Origin of the sequence: Streptomyces sp. CB01373 (assembly GCF_002803075.1) — a bacterium.
Classification (GTDB): Bacteria; Actinomycetota; Actinomycetes; order Streptomycetales; family Streptomycetaceae; genus Streptomyces.
The window spans coordinates 70,965-89,087 of sequence record NZ_NNBK01000005.1 but is presented as its reverse complement, the minus strand read 5'-3'; the positions used below and the strand labels follow the sequence as shown (position 1 = coordinate 89,087).

The following is an 18,123-nucleotide window of genomic DNA, read 5'->3' as shown; positions in this document are numbered from 1 at the left end:
CCACAGAGAGCCGCACTGACATGAGCCGTTCCGCACACCCCGCCGGGCCCCGTTACGCCGATGTCCTGCCCGAGGGGCACTACTCCGCCCCGCCCGCCGACCTCAACGCCCTCGACCCCAAGGTCTGGGCACAGACCGTCGGCCGGCGCGAGGACGGTGTCGTGACCGTCGGCGGCCTCGCCGTCACCGACCTCGCCGAACGCTTCGGCACCCCCGCCTACGTCCTCGACGAGACCGACTTCCGGGCTCGGGCGCGGGCCTGGCGCAACGCCTTCGGGCACGACGCCGACGTCTTCTACGCCGGAAAGGCGTTCCTGTCCCGGGCCGTCGTGAAGTGGCTCGACGAGGAGGGCCTCAACCTCGACGTCTGCTCCGGCACCGAACTCGCCACCGCGCTCTCCGCCGGAATGCCCGCCGAGCGGATCGCCTTCCACGGCAACAACAAGTCGCCGTACGAGATCGAGCGGGCCGTCGAGGCCGGGGTCGGGCGGATCGTGCTCGACTCCTTCCAGGAGATCGTGCGCGTCGCCCACATCGCGCAGTCCCTCGGGAAGCGGCAGCGGGTGCAGATCCGGATCACGGTCGGCGTCGAGGCGCACACGCACGAGTTCATCGCCACCGCGCACGAGGACCAGAAGTTCGGCATCCCGCTGGCCGGGGGACAGGCCGCCGAGGCCGTGCGGCGGGCCCTCCAGCTCGACGGGCTCGAACTCATCGGGATCCACTCCCACATCGGGTCGCAGATCTTCGACATGTCCGGGTTCGAGGTGGCCGCGCACCGCGTGGTGCGGCTGCTCAGGGACATCCGGGACGAGCACGGGATCGAGCTGCCGGAGATCGACCTCGGCGGCGGGCTCGGGATCGCGTACACCAGCAACGACGACCCGCGCGAGCCGCACGAGATCGCCAAGGCGCTGACCGAGATCGTCACCCGTGAGTGTGAGGCCGCCCGGCTCCGTACGCCCCGCATCTCCGTCGAGCCGGGGCGCGCCATCGTCGGGCCGACCGCCTTCACGCTCTACGAGGTCGGCACCATCAAGCCGCTGGAGGGGCTGCGGACGTATGTGTCCGTCGACGGGGGAATGTCGGACAACATCCGCACCGCGCTCTACGACGCCGAATACAGCGTCGCGCTCGTCTCCCGTGTCTCCGAGGCCGAGCCGATGCTCGTACGGGTGGTGGGCAAGCACTGCGAGAGCGGGGACATCGTGGTCAAGGACGCCTTCCTGCCCGCCGACCTGGCACCCGGTGACCTCATCGCCGTGCCGGCCACGGGCGCGTACTGCCGGTCGATGGCCAGCAACTACAACCACGTGCTGCGTCCGCCGGTGGTCGCCGTCGCGGGCGGGGACGCCCGGGTGATCGTCCGCCGGGAGACGGAGGAGGATCTCCTGCGGCTCGACGTCGGATGACGCCCGTCGGCACCCGACAGCACCGAGGACGATGACGGTGACAGGGGGCGCGCGGGGCGGCCGGAAGATCTCCCGTCTTCCGGGCCGACGAAAATGAAATAAACGTCTCAGGATCCGGACAAATAGCAGAAACTGCGTTCCGGTGAAGGAGACTGGTCCAACCGTAGACGGTATGAGGAAACGAGGTCGGATGATGCGTACGCGTCCGCTGAAGGTGGCGCTGCTGGGCTGTGGGGTTGTCGGCTCAGAGGTGGCGCGCATCATGACGACGCACGCCGACGACCTCACGGCCAGGATCGGGGCCCCGGTGGAGCTCGCCGGGGTCGCCGTGCGCCGCCCCGGCAAGGTGCGCGAGGGCATCCCCGCCGAGCTCGTCACCACCGACGCGACCGCTCTCGTCAAACGCGGCGACATCGACGTCGTGGTCGAGGTCATCGGGGGGATCGAGCCCGCCCGGACGCTCATCACCACCGCCTTCGAGCACGGCGCCTCCGTCGTCTCCGCGAACAAGGCCCTGCTCGCCCAGGACGGGGCCGCCCTGCACGCCGCCGCGGAGTCGAACGACAGGGACCTCTACTACGAGGCAGCCGTCGCCGGTGCCATCCCGCTGATCCGCCCGCTGCGCGAGTCCCTCGCCGGGGACAAGGTCAACCGGGTGCTCGGCATCGTCAACGGCACCACCAACTTCATCCTCGACAAGATGGACTCCTCGGGCGCCGGCTACCAGGAGGCCCTCGACGAGGCCACCGCGCTCGGGTACGCGGAAGCCGACCCGACCGCCGACGTCGAGGGGTTCGACGCCGCCGCCAAGGCCGCCATCCTCGCCGGGATCGCCTTCCACTCGCGCGTACGGCTCGACGACGTCCACCGCGAGGGCATGACCGAGGTCACCGCCGCGGACTTCGTCTCCGCCAAGGAGATGGGCTGCACCATCAAGCTGCTCGCCATCTGCGAACGGGCCGAGGACGGCGGGTCCGTCACCGCGCGCGTGCACCCCGCGATGATTCCGCTCACCCACCCGCTGGCCTCCGTGCGCGGCGCCTACAACGCCGTGTTCGTCGAGTCCGACGCGGCCGGGCAGCTGATGTTCTACGGCCCCGGCGCCGGCGGCTCGCCCACCGCCTCCGCCGTGCTCGGCGACCTCGTCGCCGTCTGCCGCAACCGGCTCAACGGGGCCACCGGGCCCGGCGATTCGGCGTACGCGGCGCTGCCCGTGTCGCCCATGGGCGACGTCGTCACGCGCTACCACATCAGCCTGGACGTCGCCGACAAACCGGGTGTGCTCGCCCAGGTCGCCACCGTGTTCGCCGAGCACGGGGTTTCCATCGACACTGTTCGCCAGCAGGGCAAGGACGGTGAGGCCTCCCTCGTCGTCGTCACCCACCGCGCTTCCGACGCCGCCCTCGGCGGGACCGTGGAGGCGCTGCGCAAGCTCGACACCGTGCGGGGTGTCGCCAGCATCATGCGGGTTGAAGGAGAGTAACCAGCAATGACCCACCAGTGGCGCGGAATCATCGAGGAGTACCGGGACAGGCTGCCGGTGTCCGACAGCACGCCGGTCGTGACGCTCCGCGAGGGCGGCACGCCCCTCGTCCCCGCGCAGGTGCTCTCCGAGCGCACCGGCTGCGAGGTCCACCTCAAGGTCGAGGGCGCGAACCCGACCGGGTCCTTCAAGGACCGCGGCATGACCATGGCGATCAGCAAGGCCAAGGAGGAGGGCGCGAAGGCCGTCATCTGCGCCTCCACCGGCAACACGTCCGCCTCCGCGGCCGCCTACGCCGTACGGGCCGGAATGGTCTCCGCGGTGCTGGTGCCGCAGGGCAAGATCGCGCTCGGCAAGATGGGCCAGGCGCTCGTGCACGGCGCGAAGATCCTCCAGGTCGACGGCAACTTCGACGACTGCCTCACGCTCGCCCGCGCGCTCAGCGACAACTACCCCGTGGCGCTGGTCAATTCGGTCAACCCGGTGCGTATCGAGGGCCAGAAGACGGCCGCCTTCGAGATCGTCGACATGCTCGGCGACGCGCCCGACATCCACGTCCTGCCGGTCGGCAACGCGGGCAACATCACCGCCTACTGGAAGGGCTACCGCGAGTACGCCGCGGACGGCGTCGCCACGAAGACACCCCGCATGTGGGGCTTCCAGGCCTCCGGCAGCGCCCCGATCGTGCGCGGCGAGGTCGTCAAGGACCCGTCGACCATCGCCACCGCGATCCGTATCGGCAACCCCGCCTCCTGGTCGTACGCGCTGGCCGCGCGCGACGAGTCCGGCGGTGCCATCGACGAGGTGACGGACCGTGAAATCCTGCGCGCCTACCGGCTGTTGGCCGCGCAGGAGGGCGTCTTCGTCGAGCCGGCGTCCGCCGCGTCCGTGGCCGGCCTCCTGAAGGCCGCCGAGCAGGGCAAGGTCGACCCCGGCCAGCGCATCGTGTGCACGGTCACCGGCAACGGCCTCAAGGACCCCGACTGGGCCGTCGCCGGCGCCCCCCAGCCGGTCACGGTCCCGGTCGACGCGGCCACGGCGGCCGAACGCCTGGGCCTGGGCTGACGGCAGCGTCGGCTGACGGCCCCTCCCGTACCGTCGACGGGATCGCGACGACGACCGACGGCGTCCGGCTTCCCAGGAACCGTCGCCGGTCGAACCGGCGGCGGTCCAACCGGCGGCGGTCGGCCGTCGCCGGTTCAGCCGTCCGCGGCCCGTACGTCGTCGCCTGCCCGGCCGCGGTGGCCTCCGGGCGCAGGACACGTATGGCACCGAGTGCCTGAGTGCGGCTCGCCCGGCGACGCGCCCACCGGCGGCACCCGCCGTCGACGCCCCGCCCGCCCCGTTTCGCCCGGTCGGCGCAACGCGCGCGCACCGCGCAAGGTACGCAACCGCGTGGCGTGCGGAGGCGTCTCCCACAGGGGACTCCGGCGGAGGGTGGCACAGGGGGCTTGCGACACGCATCGTGCGCCTCCCGTGCGCCCTATGTCGCCACTGAACTTTCCTTCGATAGGCTGTAGGGAACCCGACCGCCGCACACGCCCACGCAGGTGGCGGCGCCGCGCCGTCCGTGCGGCCCGAGGGTCTTCCCCGTTCCTGTCGAGTGTCATTCGACCATCACGCAGCTCAAGGAGAGTCAACGAGCGATGGCCGGTCCCGCGTTCCGCGCCGCCGCCGTCCGGGTGCGCGTCCCCGCCACCAGCGCCAACCTCGGTCCGGGCTTCGACGCCCTCGGCCTGTCGCTGGGGCTCTACGACGACGTCGTGGTCCGGGTGGCCGACTCCGGGCTGCACATCGACATCGCCGGCGAGGGCAGCGAGACGCTGCCGCGGGACGAGAAGCACCTGCTCGTCCGCTCGCTGCGTACCGCCTTCGACGTACTCGGCGGACAGCCGCGCGGCCTGGAGATCGTCTGCGCCAACCGCATTCCGCACGGCCGCGGCCTCGGCTCCTCCTCCGCCGCCATCTGCGCCGGAATAGTCGCGGCCCGCGCCGTGACCATAGGCGCCGAGGCCAGGCTCGACGACACGGCGCTGCTCGAACTGGCCACCGAGATAGAGGGCCACCCGGACAACGTGGCGGCCTGTCTGATGGGCGGGTTCACCCTGTCCTGGATGGAGGCCGGAGCCGCCAGGGCCATCAGGATGGAGCCCTCCGATTCCATCGTTCCGGTGGTTTTCGTGCCGGGAAAGCCGGTGCTCACCGAAACCGCGCGCGGCCTGCTCCCGCGCACCGTTCCGCACGTGGACGCTGCCGTCAACGCGGGCCGCGCCGCCCTGCTCGTCGAGGCCCTCACCCGGCGCCCCGAACTGCTGCTGCCGGCCACCGAGGACCGTCTCCACCAGGAGTACCGCGCCCCTGCCATGCCGGAGAGCGCGGCACTGGTGGAACGGCTGCGGGCGGACGGCATTCCCGCGGTCATCTCCGGCGCCGGACCCACCGTCATGGCACTCGCCGACGCGGGAACCGCGGACAAGGTGGAGCAACTGGCGGGCGCCGACTGGGCCGCCAACAGGCTGAGTCTCGACCTGCAAGGAGCCTGCGTACTGCCGCTGTCGGCAGGCGCGGAGATCTGAAATCCGGCGGTTGCCGGATTTCGAGAGGGGGAATGTTTGTTGGATCCGGTAGTGTTAACCTCAAGTCTGCACCCGACCCCACCATGGCGAGGTGCTTCGTGTCCCCGTCCGGGACAGACATTCCTCCGGGAGCCCCCCAAGCCGCACTGTGTGGTGTACGTCGTACCTGGGCAGTACCTCGTATGCGCACACTGAGCGGTCCGCCGGGCACGCTCCGGAATCGGTGCGACCACGCCACGTGACTCAGTGACACTCGGTGCCGCTGATGGCCGAGGAAGCGCCAATCACCAGAAATCTCTTCCGCCGTTTTGGGCGGACCACCGCCCCGGCACGGTTCACCAGCAAGGACCGAAGCCGGACAGCACAACCGGTCGCCGAGCCAGACAGGCCGACGTCCGCTCCAGGGAAGGACCCTTCGTGAGCGACACCACCGATCTGATGGGCGCACGTGTCGAGGAGACCGCTGCCGCGCCCGCCACGGACGCCTCCGCGCCTGCCGGCGGTGCCGGCTCCCGGCGGCGCCGCGGTACCGGCCTCGAGGGCATGGTGCTGGCCGAGCTGCAGCAGGTCGCATCCGGCCTCGGCATCAGGGGCACCGCGCGCATGCGCAAGAGCCAGCTGATCGAGGTCATCAAGGAGGCGCAGGCGGGCGGGGGAGCCCCCGCCGCGAAGGCCGCGCCTGCCGCGGGGGACGCCGCAGAGACGAAGCCGAAGCGCCGCAGCACCTCACGGACCCGTACGGCCGACGAGGCCGCGCCCGCGAAGAAGACGGCCGAGGCCCCCGCCGCCAAGCTCTCGAACGACGTGGAGCAGTCGGGCGCCGTGGCGCAGAAGCAGATCGAGATCCCCGGCCAGCCCGCTGGGGGTGCCTCCCGCCCGAGTGAAGCCGAGCGTGGGGGAGAGGACGCTCCGTCCGAGCGCCGCCGGCGCCGGGCCACCGCCGAGGCGGGCGCCCCGGCGGGCGGTGCCGAGACCGTCGCCGCCGAGGCGAAGAGCGAGTCGAAGGCCGAGAATCAGGGCCAGCAGCAGTCGCAGGGCGACGCCGCTGACGGCGGCGAGGGCCGTCGCCGCGACCGCCGTGAGCGCGGCCGGGACCGCGACCGCCGCGGCAAGGGCGACGACCAGCAGGGCCAGGGCGGCCAGCAGCAGCGCCAGCAGGGCCAGCAGCAGAGCGGCGGCCGTCAGGACCGCCAGCAGCGGCCCGACGAGGACGGGGACGACTTCGACGGCCGCCGTGGCCGGCGCGGCCGCTACCGCGACCGCCGTGGCCGCCGTGGCCGTGACGACGTGTCCGAGCCGCAGATCACCGACGACGATGTCCTGATCCCGGTCGCGGGCATCCTCGACATCCTCGACAACTACGCCTTCATCCGGACGTCGGGCTACCTGCCGGGTCCCAACGACGTGTACGTCTCCCTCGCCCAGGTCCGCAAGAACGGCCTGCGCAAGGGCGACCACATCACCGGCGCGGTCCGTCAGCCGAAGGACGGCGAGCGCCGCGAGAAGTTCAACGCGCTGGTGCGGCTGGACTCCGTCAACGGCATGGCGCCCGAACACGGCCGTGGGCGGCCCGAGTTCAACAAGCTGACGCCGCTGTACCCGCAGGACCGGCTCCGTCTGGAGACCGACCCCGGCGTCCTGACGACCCGCATCATCGACATGGTCTCGCCCATCGGCAAGGGCCAGCGCGGTCTGATCGTGGCCCCGCCGAAGACCGGCAAGACCATGATCATGCAGGCGGTCGCCAACGCGATCACGCACAACAACCCCGAGTGCCACCTGATGGTCGTCCTCGTCGACGAGCGTCCGGAAGAGGTCACCGACATGCAGCGGTCGGTGAAGGGCGAGGTCATCTCCTCGACCTTCGACCGTCCGGCCGAGGACCACACCACGGTCGCCGAGCTCGCCATCGAGCGCGCCAAGCGTCTGGTGGAGCTGGGTCACGACGTGGTCGTGCTGCTGGACTCGATCACCCGTCTGGGCCGTGCGTACAACCTGGCGGCCCCGGCCTCCGGCCGCATCCTGTCCGGTGGTGTCGACTCGACCGCCCTGTACCCGCCGAAGCGGTTCTTCGGTGCGGCCCGCAACATCGAGGACGGCGGTTCGCTGACCATCCTCGCCACCGCCCTGGTGGACACCGGGTCCCGCATGGACGAGGTGATCTTCGAGGAGTTCAAGGGCACCGGCAACATGGAGCTCAAGCTCGACCGGAAGCTCGCCGACAAGCGCATCTTCCCGGCGGTGGACGTGGACGCGTCCGGTACCCGTAAGGAAGAGATCCTGCTCGGCAACGAGGAGCTGGCCGTCGTCTGGAAGCTGCGCCGGGTGCTGCACGCGCTCGACCAGCAGCAGGCGATCGAGCTGCTCCTCGACAAGATGAAGCAGACCAAGTCGAACATCGAGTTCCTGATGCAGATCCAGAAGACCACGCCGACTCCCGGCAACGGCGACTGATTGTTCCGCCGCCGAGCAAGCCGGTAAGCCGGTAAGCCGGTAAGCCGCTGAGCCCGGCAAGACGCAAGAAGCGAAGAAGAAGGCCGCTCCCTGTTCCAGGGGGCGGCCTTCCGCTGTCTGCGGGCCGTACGAGCGCTCCGGGCCGTACGAGACCTTCACCACAGGCGCCGCGTTCCGCGCCGGCTCTCCACGGCGCCGTCCGGCCCGGCGTCACCGCAGGTGAGCGGGGTTACCAAGGGGTACACAGCTACGCATGGTGCCTATGTCCGCATGTGGCGGACCCGGAGTGTTGTGCAACCCTTTCCCGAATTCCCCCGTCTGACCGGACGAGCGACGATAGTGCGGTACGGGTCTCATGACCGAGAACGGACCGGAGCCCGACCCTGACCGCAGGGGGTAACCGACCGCAGACACGAGAGCCGAGGAGCGCATGCCTGCCGACAGCACGCGAGGACCGGGCATACCAGGGGAGCCCGGCGACACCGGGCCACGCCGCCGAGGCAAGGGCCGCCGTCGCAAGCCCCCCACCGGGCGGCGCAGGGCCTTGACCGCCCTGGCCCTGACCGCCGCGGGCATCGTCGTGCTCGGCGGCGCGGGGGCGGGCTTCCTCTACTTCAAGCTCAACGGCAATCTCAGGACGATCGACATCAACCAGGCCCTCGGCGGCGACCGGCCCACCAAGGCCGACAACGGCTCCGAGAACATCCTGGTCCTCGGCTCCGACTCCCGTGCCGGCGGCAACAGGAAACTCGGCGGCGGCACCGACGACGGCAGCGCCCGCTCCGACACGGCGATGATCGTGCACGTGTACGAGGGCCACAAGAAGGCCGGCGTGGTCTCCATACCGCGCGACACCCTGGTCGACCGCCCCGAGTGCACCGACGCCAAGGGCGGCACGCACCCTGCGGCGCACAACGCGATGTTCAACGAGTCGTACTCCGCCGGTGGCGCCGCCTGCGCGGTGAAGACCGTCGAGTCGATGACCGGCCTGCGGATGGACCACTACCTGGAGGTCGACTTCAGCGGCTTCCAAAAGCTCATCGACGAACTCGGCGGGGTCCAGGTCACCACGACGAGGAACATCGACGACCCGAACAGCCACCTCGACCTCAAGGCCGGCACCCACACCCTCGACGGACAGCAGGCCCTCGGCCTGGTCCGCACCCGGCACGGCGTCGGCGACGGCTCCGACCTCGGCCGCATCCAGCTCCAGCAGGCCTTCGTCAAGGCCCTGGCCGACCAGGTCAAGCACATCGGCGTGCTCAGCAACCCCAAGAAGCTCTACGACCTCGCCGACACCGCGACCAAGACCGTCACCGCCGACTCCGACCTCGGCTCGGTCAACTCCCTGATCGCCTTCGCCGACGGCCTGAAGGGCATCAGCTCCTCGCACATGAACATGGTCACGATGCCGGTCCAGTACGACCCGGCCAACCCCAACCGCGTCCTCGTCGACAAGGCCAAGGCCCAGCAGATCTGGACCGCCCTGAGGAACGACCGCCCCATCCCCAAGTCGGCCACCAAGGGCACGGCCACCGGCAAGGCAGGCGGAGTGGTGAGCGCCCCCTAGAGGCACAGGGACCCGCGGGGAATACCCGACCCCACCCCCCGGTTTGGGTGAATGGCCCCAGTCCTGGCAGACTGGTACGTCGGCTCCGGTTCACGCTCCGCATTCCGCGGCTGCGACCCGGCGCCCTCCCGGAACTCTAGGAGACACCTTGAAGCGCGACATCCACCCCGCGTACGTCGAGACGCAGGTCAGCTGCACCTGCGGCGCGTCGTTCACCACCCGTAGCACGATCGAGTCCGGCACCGTCCGGGCCGAGGTCTGCTCCGAGTGCCACCCGTTCTACACGGGCAAGCAGAAGATCCTCGACACCGGTGGCCGTGTGGCCCGCTTCGAGGCCCGCTTCGGCAAGGCTGCCGCCGGCTCCAAGAAGTAGCGAGCCCCTTTTCGCCGGTCCACGGCCGTGCCCCCGCCTCGGGGTACGCCGGGACCGGCGTTTTTGGTCGCCCGCCTTCCCCCACCCCAGCAGTACAGGCAGTACAGGAGCCGAAAGATGTTCGAGGCCGTCGAGGAACTCGTCGCCGAGCACGCCGACCTGGAGAAGCAGCTCGCCGATCCGTCGGTCCACGCCGACCAGGCCAACGCGCGCAAGCTCAACAAGCGCTACGCCGAGCTCACCCCGATCGTCGCCACGTACCGCTCCTGGAAGCAGACCGGCGACGACGTCGACACCGCGCGCGAATTCGCCGCGGACGACCCCGACTTCGCGGCCGAGGTCAAGGAGCTGGAACAGCGGCGTGAGCAGTTGACCGAGAAGCTGCGCCTCCTGCTCGTCCCGCGCGACCCCAGCGACGACAAGGACGTCATTCTGGAGATCAAGGCGGGCGCGGGCGGCGACGAGTCGGCCCTGTTCGCCGGCGACCTGCTGCGCATGTACCTGCGGTACGCCGAGCGCGTGGGCTGGAAGACCGAGATCATCGACGCCACCGAGTCCGAGCTGGGCGGCTACAAGGACGTCCAGGTCGCGGTGAAGACCCGCGGGCAGATCGAGCCCGGCCAGGGCGTGTGGGCGCGGCTGAAGTACGAGGGCGGCGTGCACCGCGTGCAGCGGGTGCCGGCCACCGAGTCCCAGGGCCGTATCCACACCTCCGCGGCCGGTGTGCTGGTCACCCCCGAGGCCGAGGAGGTGGACGTGGAGATCAACCCCAACGACCTCCGCATCGACGTCTACCGGTCCTCCGGGCCCGGCGGCCAGTCCGTCAACACCACCGACTCCGCGGTGCGCATCACGCACCTGCCCACCGGGGTCGTCGCCTCCTGCCAGAACGAGAAGAGCCAGCTGCAGAACAAGGAGCAGGCACTGCGTATCCTGCGCTCCAGGCTGCTGGCCATGGCGCAGGAGGAGGCGGAGCGGGAGGCCGCCGACGCCCGCCGCAGCCAGGTCCGCACCGTCGACCGTTCCGAGAAGATCCGCACGTACAACTTCCCGGAGAACCGCATCTCGGACCACCGCGTCGGTTTCAAGGCGTACAACCTGGACCAGGTCCTGGACGGCGAACTGGACGCGGTGATCCAGGCCTGCGTCGACGCGGACTCGGCCGCCAAGCTCGCGGCCGCGTAAGACACGTACGCACGCGGCGCGTGCGCATGTACGAGCACCAACGGAGGACCAGCGTGCAGCAAGAATCCGGGGGGCGGCCCCCGAGTCCCCGCAGCGTGCTGCTCGCGGAGGTGGCGCAGGCCACCCAGCGGCTGGCCGACGCGGGCGTGGACTCGCCGCGCACCGACGCGGAGGAGCTCGCCGCGTTCGTGCACGGCGTCAAGCGGGGCCAGCTGCACACCGTGAAGGACGTCGACTTCGACGCCCGCTACTGGGAGGTCATCGCCCGGCGCGAGCAGCGTGAGCCGCTCCAGCACATCACCGGGCGTGCCTACTTCCGGTATCTGGAACTCCAGGTCGGGCCAGGGGTGTTCGTGCCCCGGCCGGAGACCGAGTCCGTGGTGGGCTGGGCCATAGACGCCGTACGGGCCATGGACGTGGTCGAGCCGTGCATCGTCGACCTGTGCACCGGCTCGGGGGCCATCGCGCTCGCCCTCGCCCAGGAGGTGCCGCGCTCGCGTGTGCACGCCGTGGAGCTGAGCGACGACGCGCTGAAGTGGACCCGCAAGAACACGGAGGGGTCCCGGGTCGACCTGCGCCAGGGCGACGCCCGGACGGCCTTCCCCGACCTCGACGGCCAGGTCGACCTCGTCATCTCCAACCCGCCGTACATCCCGCTCACCGAATGGGAGTACGTCGCCCCCGAGGCCCGCGACTACGACCCGGAACTGGCGTTGTTCTCCGGGGAGGACGGCCTCGACCTGATCCGCGGCATCGAGCGCACCGCGCACCGGCTGCTGCGGCCCGGCGGAGTCGTCGTCGTGGAGCACGCCGACACCCAGGGGGGACAGGTGCCGTGGATCTTCACCGAGGAGCGGGGCTGGGCCGACGCCGCCGACCATCCCGACCTCAACAACCGGCCGCGGTTCGCCACCGCCCGCAAGGCGCTGCCGTGACCCTCATCAGGACGTCCGACCAGCAGTACGTGTACGAGGAGGCCCGCTGACAATGGCACGGCGATACGACACCAACGACGCCACCGACCGCGTGACCGGTCTGCGCGAGGCCGCGTCCGCCGTCCGCCGGGGCGAGCTCGTGGTGCTGCCCACCGACACCGTCTACGGCATCGGCGCCGACGCGTTCTCCTCCGAGGGCGTGGCCGACCTGCTCGCCGCGAAGGGCCGGGGCCGCAACATGCCGACCCCCGTGCTCATCGGTTCCCCGAACACGCTGCACGGGCTGGTCACGGACTTCTCCGAGATGGCCTGGGAACTCGTGGACGCCTTCTGGCCGGGCGCGCTGACGCTGGTCGCCCGGCACCAGCCGTCCCTCCAGTGGGACCTCGGGGACACCCGGGGCACGGTCGCCGTGCGGATGCCGCTGCACCCGGTCGCCATCGAGCTGCTCACGGAGGTCGGCCCGATGGCCGTGTCGTCGGCGAACCTGACCGGCCACCCGGCGCCGGAGACCTGCGACGCCGCGCAGGAGATGCTCGGCGACTCCGTCTCCGTCTACCTCGACGGCGGCCCGACGCCCGGCAACGTCCCGTCCTCCATCGTCGACGTCAGCCGCAAGGTGCCCGTGCTGCTGCGTGAGGGCGCCCTGTCGCCGGAGGAGCTGCGCAAGGTGGTACCCGACCTCGAGGTGGCGAATTGACGGCCCCTGACGCGGGGCGTGGCATAGGCGACACCTTCCGCATCCTGCACGTCAGCACAGGGAACGTGTGCCGCTCGCCCATCACCGAGCGGCTGACCCGGCACTTCGTGGCGGACCGGCTCGGGGATCCGCGGGGCGGCGGGCTGATCGTGGAGAGCGCGGGCACCTGGGGTCACGAGGGCGCGCCGATGGAGGCCAACGCGGAGACCGTGCTGGCCGACTTCGGCGCGGACGCCTCCGGCTTCACCGGCCGGGAACTGCTGGACGAGCACGTGATCCGGGCCGACCTGGTGCTCACCGCGACCCTCGACCACCGCGCCCAGGTCATCTCCATGGGCCACTCGGCCGGGCTGCGCACCTTCACCCTCAAGGAGTTCACCCGCCTGGTGAAGGCGATAGATCCGGCCACGCTGCCGCCGCTGGAGGACGGCGTGGTCGAACGTGCCCGCGCCCTGGTCCGCGCCGCCGCCGCTCTGCGCGGGTGGCTCCTGGCCCCCACCGCCGAGGCCGACGAGGTCTACGACCCCTACGGCGCCCCCCTGACGTTCTTCCGTTCCGTGGGCGACGAGATACACCAGGCCCTGGACCCGGTGGTGACGGCCCTGACGGGCGTACGGGCGCGCGCCTGACCCACCGCGGGCGTATGGCGGGCAGAGGGCTCCTGGGGGCCCGTGCCCCGGCCGGAGGCCGGAGATGTCCTGGGGGCGGCGTGTGGGCCCCGCTGAAGCCCCGCAGGGCCCTCGGCAGGCCGGAGCCCGGCAGGAGCGTTCCTACGGGGCCGGTGGGCCCCGGCTGGAGGCCCGTAGAGAGGGCGGCCGGGTGTACCGGGGCCCGTGGACGCTCCGTCGCTCATCGCGGCCTTCCCGGGCCCCGCACAGCCCGTCCGCCCGGGCCCCCGCACGGGCCCGTCCGTCCGGACCCCGGGAACGTGACCGCAGGGGCCCGTGGGCATTGCCGTGACGGCCCAATGGGCCGCGCGAGGCGGGGCTCGCGGACCTACATTGGACGTACGTCAACGTCGACCGTCCGGAGCGCCACATGTCGGTCATCCCCGTTCTCGAGGCCGATCTCCTGCGCCGGCAGGACCCCGAGCTGGCCGACGTGCTGCTGGGGGAGCTGGACCGGCAGTCGACGACGCTCCAGTTGACCGCGGCGGAGAACTTCACCTCGCCCGCGGTGCTCGCCACACTCGGCTCGGTGCTGGCGAACAAGTACGCCGAGGGCTATCCGGGCGCCCGGCACCACGGCGGCTGCGAGTTCGTGGACGCCGCCGAACGCCTCGCCGTGGCGCGGGCCAAGGCCCTGTTCGGCGCCGAACACGCCAACGTGCAGGCCCATTCGGGCTCGTCCGCGGTGCTCGCCGCCTACGCCGCGCTGCTGCGGCCCGGTGACACCGTGCTCGCCCTCGGCCTGCCCTACGGCGGGCACCTCACGCACGGCTCGCCCGCGAACTTCTCCGGCCGCTGGTTCGACTTCGTCGGCTACGGCGTCGACGCCGAGACCGGGCTCATCGACCACGAGCAGGTGCGCACGCTCGCCCACACGCACCGGCCCAAGGCGATCGTGTGCGGTTCCATCGCCTACCCGCGCCACATCGACTACGCCTTCTTCCGCACGGTCGCCGACGAGGTCGGCGCCTATCTGATCGCCGACGCGGCCCACCCCATCGGACTCGTCGCCGGCAGGGCGGCGCCCAGCCCCGTGCCGTACGCCGACGTGGTGTGCGCCACCACCCACAAGGTGCTGCGCGGACCGCGCGGCGGGATGATCCTGTGCGGGAGCGAGCTGGCCGAGCGCGTCGACCGCGCCGTGTTCCCGTTCGCCCAGGGCGGCGCCCAGATGCACACCATCGCCGCCAAGGCCGTCGCGTTCGGCGAGGCCGCGACCCCGGCCTTCGCCGCCTACGCCCACCAGGTCGTCGCCAACGCGCGGGTGCTCGCCGCCCGGCTGGCCGCGGAAGGCCTGATTGTCACCACCGGCGGCACGGACACCCACCTGATCACCGTGGATCCGGCGCCGCTCGGCATCGAGGGCCGCGCCGCCCGCGGACGGCTGGCCGCCGCCGGTATCGTCCTCGACTGCTGCGCGCTGCCGCACGCCGACGGCCGCGGGCTGCGCCTGGGCACCGCCGCGGTGACCACCCAGGGCATGGGCCAGCAGGAGATGGAGTGGATAGCCGTCCTGTTCGGCAAGGTGCTGCGCGGCGAGGCCGACGGGGCGAGCGCGCGGGAGGACGTGCGCGAACTCACAGGCCGGTTTCCGCCGTATCCCGGCTGAGACGGGGTAGCCGAACGGCCGTACAAAACCGTACACAGCCACACGTGCAACCATCGTCGCTACCCGGAAGTCCCCATACATATGCCTGCGTCGCTAGGGTGTGGGGCTGAGAAGGCCAGCGAGACCTGTGGGGAAGCCTGTGCGTGAATACCTGCTGACGCTCTGCATCACGGCCGCGGTGACGTATCTGCTGACAGGGCCGGTACGCAAGTTCGCGATCGTTGCGGGGGCGATGCCGGAGATCCGGGCACGTGACGTGCACCGGGAGCCCACTCCCCGGCTCGGCGGTATCGCGATGTTCTTCGGGATGTGCGCGGGCCTGCTGGTCGCCGACCACCTCACCAACCTCAACGAGGTCTTCGAGAAGTCGAACGAGCCGCGCGCGCTGCTCTCCGGCGCCGCCCTGATCTGGCTGATCGGCGTCCTGGACGACAAGTTCGAGATCGACGCCCTGATCAAGCTGGGCGGTCAGATGATCGCGGCCGGCGTCATGGTGATGCAGGGTCTGACCATCCTGTGGCTGCCCGTGCCCGGCGTCGGCACGGTCGCGCTCACCCAGTGGCAGGGCACCCTGCTCACGGTCGCCCTGGTCGTCATCACCATCAACGCGGTCAACTTCGTCGACGGCCTCGACGGTCTGGCCTCCGGCATGGTGTGCATCGCGGCCGCCGCGTTCTTCCTGTACGCGTATCGCATCTGGTACGGCTACAACATCGAGGCCGCCGCCCCCGCGACCCTCTTCGCGGCCGTCCTCATGGGCATGTGCCTGGGCTTCCTGCCGCACAACATGCACCCCGCGCGGATCTTCATGGGCGACTCGGGGTCCATGCTCATCGGTCTCGTGCTGGCGGCCGGCGCGATCTCGGTGACCGGGCAGGTCGACCCGGACGTGATGAAGCTGTTCTCCGGCTCCGAGCGCAACGCGGTGCACCAGATGGTGCCGGTCTACATCCCGCTGCTGATGCCGCTGACGATCATCGCCATCCCGGCCGCCGACCTGATTCTGGCCATCGTGCGGCGCACCTGGAACGGCAAGTCGCCGTTCGCCGCCGACCGCGGTCATCTGCACCACCGCCTGCTGGAGATCGGCCACTCGCACAGCCGGGCCGTGCTGATCATGTACTTCTGGGCGGCCCTGATCGGCTTCGGCGCGCTCACCTACTCGGTCAAGTCGGCCTCCATGTGGATCGTGCTGGGCATCGTGGTGCTCAGCTTCATCGGCCTTGTGCTGCTCCTGCTGCCGCGCTTCACTCCGCGCGCCCCGCGCTGGGCCGAGCAGTTCGTGCCGCCGCGGTACCGGCGCCGCCGTGCGGCCGCCCTCCCGGACGCCTCCACGCCCGCTACGGCGTCGTCCGTGTCGTCCGCGGCCTCCGAGGCCGCCGCGCCCCGCGCGTCCGAGGAGAGCCCGGCGCAGGGGGAGACGCCCGTGGCGGCGGGTGTGGGAGTCCGTGCCGGTGCGGCCGGTGGTGTCAACGGAGCGACCGCCGTGGGAGCCCGTTCGCGCGCCCTGGACGGGCGGAAGGCCGGAACGTCGCGCTGACGGCGCCAAGGTAAGAATCTGACTAAAGCGTTGCCAACTCGTGGGGCGTCAAATCCCCGCAATGTCGGGCGAACAGGGCTGGATTTTGCACAGAAGTGCAGCTGTACTCTCACACGTGAGGGTCAGCACACCTTTGAGGTAAAGACCTCATCAAATAGTTTGTGATACCGTTCACGAGTATCCCGGATAGCCGAAGGGCCACAGTGCGAAGGTCCTGGTGGGGCCGAGGTTTTCACCCTCGGCACCGGGACTACGCTCGTCCCATGACGACGCCCTGCCCCCTGTGAATGCGGAGTTGCCGCGATGCCGTCCAATGACGCCCGGATCCTGGCCGAGGCCGCTGTGCCCACAGCCGCCGTCGGTGCGGTTGCCGCCGTCATCAGCGGTGTGGTCGCCGGTGGCAAGGGAGCGATCGGCGCGGTCGTCGCGACCGTGATCGCGATCCTCTTCATGGGGATCGGCCTCTACGTCCTGCAGCGCACCGCCAAGTCGCTCCCGCACCTTTTCCAGGCGATGGGCCTGATGCTCTACGCGACGCAGATCCTTCTGCTGTTCGTCTTCCTGGCAGTGTTCAAGCACACGACGCTGTTCAACCCCAGGGCATTCGCCTTCACGCTGCTCGCTGCCACACTGGTGTGGATCGCGGCGCAGACGCGTGCGCACATGAAGTCCAAGATCCTCTATGTCGAGCCCGACTCGACCCCGTCTTCGGCCGGCCAGAAGTCCGAGAAGACGGAGCGCTCGTCGTGAGCGGTAGGGCCGGGATAAGGACGCATGAGAGTTCCTGCTATCGTCCGTTGCCAACTGCGGCATCGCGGGCGCGGGCATCCGAGCTGACGCCTGGTCGATCGCGAGGCGAGATGCCCCACAGCCGCCCCCACATCCGTAACACCAGTCCCGTGCCGAACCGCGGCCTCGCGCCGCGCCGACACAACGAGGTTGCCGTACCCATGCGCCACGCTGAAGGAGCCCGCGGTGAGTGCTGATCCGACGCAGGTGCTCGCCTTCGAGACCGATTGCCACATCTTCTCCGGCTGTGGCTTCCCCGCTCCGGGCCTGCACTCGTTCCTGTTCGAGCCCCTCTGGGGCAACGCGGACAGCAACCTGTACTTCAACAAGACGATGCTGCTGGCGCTGCTCGGCTCCATCGTCGTCGTCGGATTCTTCTGGGCCGCCTTCCGTAAGCCCCAGGTCGTGCCGGGCAAGCTCCAGATGGTCGCCGAGGCCGGTTACGACTTCATCCGGCGCGGGGTCGTCTACGAGACGATCGGCAAGAAGGAAGGCGAGAAGTACGTCCCGCTCGTCGTCTCCCTGTTCTTCTTCATCTGGATGATGAACCTCTGGTCGATCATCCCGGTCGCCCAGTTCCCGGTCACCGCGATCATCGCGTACCCGGCGGTCCTGGCCGTGATCGTCTACGTGCTGTGGATCTCGCTGACCTTCAAGCGCCACGGTTTCGTGGGCTTCTTCAAGAACGTCACGGGCTACGACAAGTCGCTGGGCGCGGTGCTGCCGCTGGCCATGCTCATCGAGTTCTTCTCGAACCTGCTGGTGCGGCCGTTCACCCACGCGGTGCGACTCTTCGCCAACATGTTCGCGGGCCACACGCTGCTGCTGC

General features: G+C 70.4%; 15 protein-coding genes. All 15 read left to right on the top strand.

Annotated elements, in window-relative coordinates:
- The first annotated feature begins 20 nt into the window (after window positions 1-20).
- Window positions 21-1,412 carry a diaminopimelate decarboxylase gene (gene lysA / locus CG719_RS09265; RefSeq protein ID WP_100568057.1) on the top strand — a complete coding sequence of 464 codons (1,392 nt, stop codon included), beginning with the start codon at window positions 21-23 and terminating at the stop codon, window positions 1,410-1,412.
- A 190-nt stretch (window positions 1,413-1,602) separates the two neighbouring features.
- Window positions 1,603-2,895, top strand: a complete 1,293-nt coding sequence (locus CG719_RS09260) for a homoserine dehydrogenase (RefSeq protein ID WP_100568056.1) — start codon at window positions 1,603-1,605, stop codon at window positions 2,893-2,895.
- A gap of 6 nt (window positions 2,896-2,901) precedes the next feature.
- Window positions 2,902-3,960, top strand: a complete 1,059-nt coding sequence (thrC, locus tag CG719_RS09255; protein WP_100568055.1) for a threonine synthase — start codon at window positions 2,902-2,904, stop codon at window positions 3,958-3,960.
- Between the two features lie 581 nt (window positions 3,961-4,541).
- Window positions 4,542-5,471: a homoserine kinase gene (thrB, locus tag CG719_RS09250; protein WP_100568054.1), complete on the top strand. Its 930-nt coding sequence runs from the start codon at window positions 4,542-4,544 to the stop codon at window positions 5,469-5,471.
- A gap of 417 nt (window positions 5,472-5,888) precedes the next feature.
- Window positions 5,889-7,925: a transcription termination factor Rho gene (gene rho, locus CG719_RS09245; RefSeq protein ID WP_100568053.1), complete on the top strand. Its 2,037-nt coding sequence runs from the start codon at window positions 5,889-5,891 to the stop codon at window positions 7,923-7,925.
- 430 nt (window positions 7,926-8,355) lie between these two features.
- Window positions 8,356-9,495, top strand: coding sequence for an LCP family protein (locus CG719_RS09240; RefSeq protein ID WP_100568052.1), 1,140 nt, complete (start codon window positions 8,356-8,358; stop codon window positions 9,493-9,495).
- Window positions 9,496-9,643: 148 nt separating this feature from the next.
- Window positions 9,644-9,868, top strand: a complete 225-nt coding sequence (gene rpmE / locus CG719_RS09235; RefSeq protein WP_100568051.1) for a 50S ribosomal protein L31 — start codon at window positions 9,644-9,646, stop codon at window positions 9,866-9,868.
- 117 nt (window positions 9,869-9,985) lie between these two features.
- Window positions 9,986-11,053, top strand: coding sequence for a peptide chain release factor 1 (gene prfA, locus CG719_RS09230; protein WP_100568050.1), 1,068 nt, complete (start codon window positions 9,986-9,988; stop codon window positions 11,051-11,053).
- Window positions 11,054-11,148: 95 nt separating this feature from the next.
- Complete coding sequence (gene prmC, locus CG719_RS09225) at window positions 11,149-11,988, top strand: peptide chain release factor N(5)-glutamine methyltransferase (RefSeq protein ID WP_100568049.1); 840 nt, start codon at window positions 11,149-11,151, stop codon at window positions 11,986-11,988.
- A gap of 52 nt (window positions 11,989-12,040) precedes the next feature.
- Window positions 12,041-12,688, top strand: coding sequence for an L-threonylcarbamoyladenylate synthase (locus CG719_RS09220; RefSeq protein ID WP_100568048.1), 648 nt, complete (start codon window positions 12,041-12,043; stop codon window positions 12,686-12,688).
- Window positions 12,685-13,317: an arsenate reductase/protein-tyrosine-phosphatase family protein gene (locus CG719_RS09215; protein WP_100568047.1), complete on the top strand. Its 633-nt coding sequence runs from the start codon at window positions 12,685-12,687 to the stop codon at window positions 13,315-13,317. Before CG719_RS09220 ends, CG719_RS09215 begins: the two co-directional genes overlap by 4 nt.
- A gap of 409 nt (window positions 13,318-13,726) precedes the next feature.
- Window positions 13,727-14,965, top strand: a complete 1,239-nt coding sequence (glyA, locus tag CG719_RS09210) for a serine hydroxymethyltransferase (protein WP_100568046.1) — start codon at window positions 13,727-13,729, stop codon at window positions 14,963-14,965.
- 139 nt (window positions 14,966-15,104) lie between these two features.
- Window positions 15,105-16,505, top strand: a complete 1,401-nt coding sequence (locus CG719_RS09205) for an MraY family glycosyltransferase (RefSeq protein ID WP_100568045.1) — start codon at window positions 15,105-15,107, stop codon at window positions 16,503-16,505.
- A gap of 303 nt (window positions 16,506-16,808) precedes the next feature.
- Window positions 16,809-17,255, top strand: a complete 447-nt coding sequence (locus CG719_RS09200; RefSeq protein WP_100568044.1) for a hypothetical protein — start codon at window positions 16,809-16,811, stop codon at window positions 17,253-17,255.
- 225 nt (window positions 17,256-17,480) lie between these two features.
- On the top strand, window positions 17,481-18,123 hold a 643-nt coding region (locus CG719_RS09195), incomplete at its 3' end, for a F0F1 ATP synthase subunit A (RefSeq protein WP_234375494.1).

Excerpts from the sequence above, each read along its gene's own strand:
- thrC (WP_100568055.1), top strand. The coding sequence starts at position 2,902 with ATGACCCACCAGTGGCGCGGAATCATCGAGGAGTACCGGGACAGGCTG.
- glyA (WP_100568046.1), top strand. The coding sequence starts at position 13,727 with ATGTCGGTCATCCCCGTTCTCGAGGCCGATCTCCTGCGCCGGCAGGAC.
- prfA (WP_100568050.1), top strand. The coding sequence starts at position 9,986 with ATGTTCGAGGCCGTCGAGGAACTCGTCGCCGAGCACGCCGACCTGGAG.
- thrB (WP_100568054.1), top strand. The coding sequence starts at position 4,542 with ATGGCCGGTCCCGCGTTCCGCGCCGCCGCCGTCCGGGTGCGCGTCCCC.
- CG719_RS09200 (WP_100568044.1), top strand. The coding sequence starts at position 16,809 with ATGCCGTCCAATGACGCCCGGATCCTGGCCGAGGCCGCTGTGCCCACA.
- lysA (WP_100568057.1), top strand. The coding sequence starts at position 21 with ATGAGCCGTTCCGCACACCCCGCCGGGCCCCGTTACGCCGATGTCCTG.
- CG719_RS09240 (WP_100568052.1), top strand. The coding sequence starts at position 8,356 with ATGCCTGCCGACAGCACGCGAGGACCGGGCATACCAGGGGAGCCCGGC.
- CG719_RS09260 (WP_100568056.1), top strand. The coding sequence starts at position 1,603 with ATGATGCGTACGCGTCCGCTGAAGGTGGCGCTGCTGGGCTGTGGGGTT.
- CG719_RS09220 (WP_100568048.1), top strand. The coding sequence starts at position 12,041 with ATGGCACGGCGATACGACACCAACGACGCCACCGACCGCGTGACCGGT.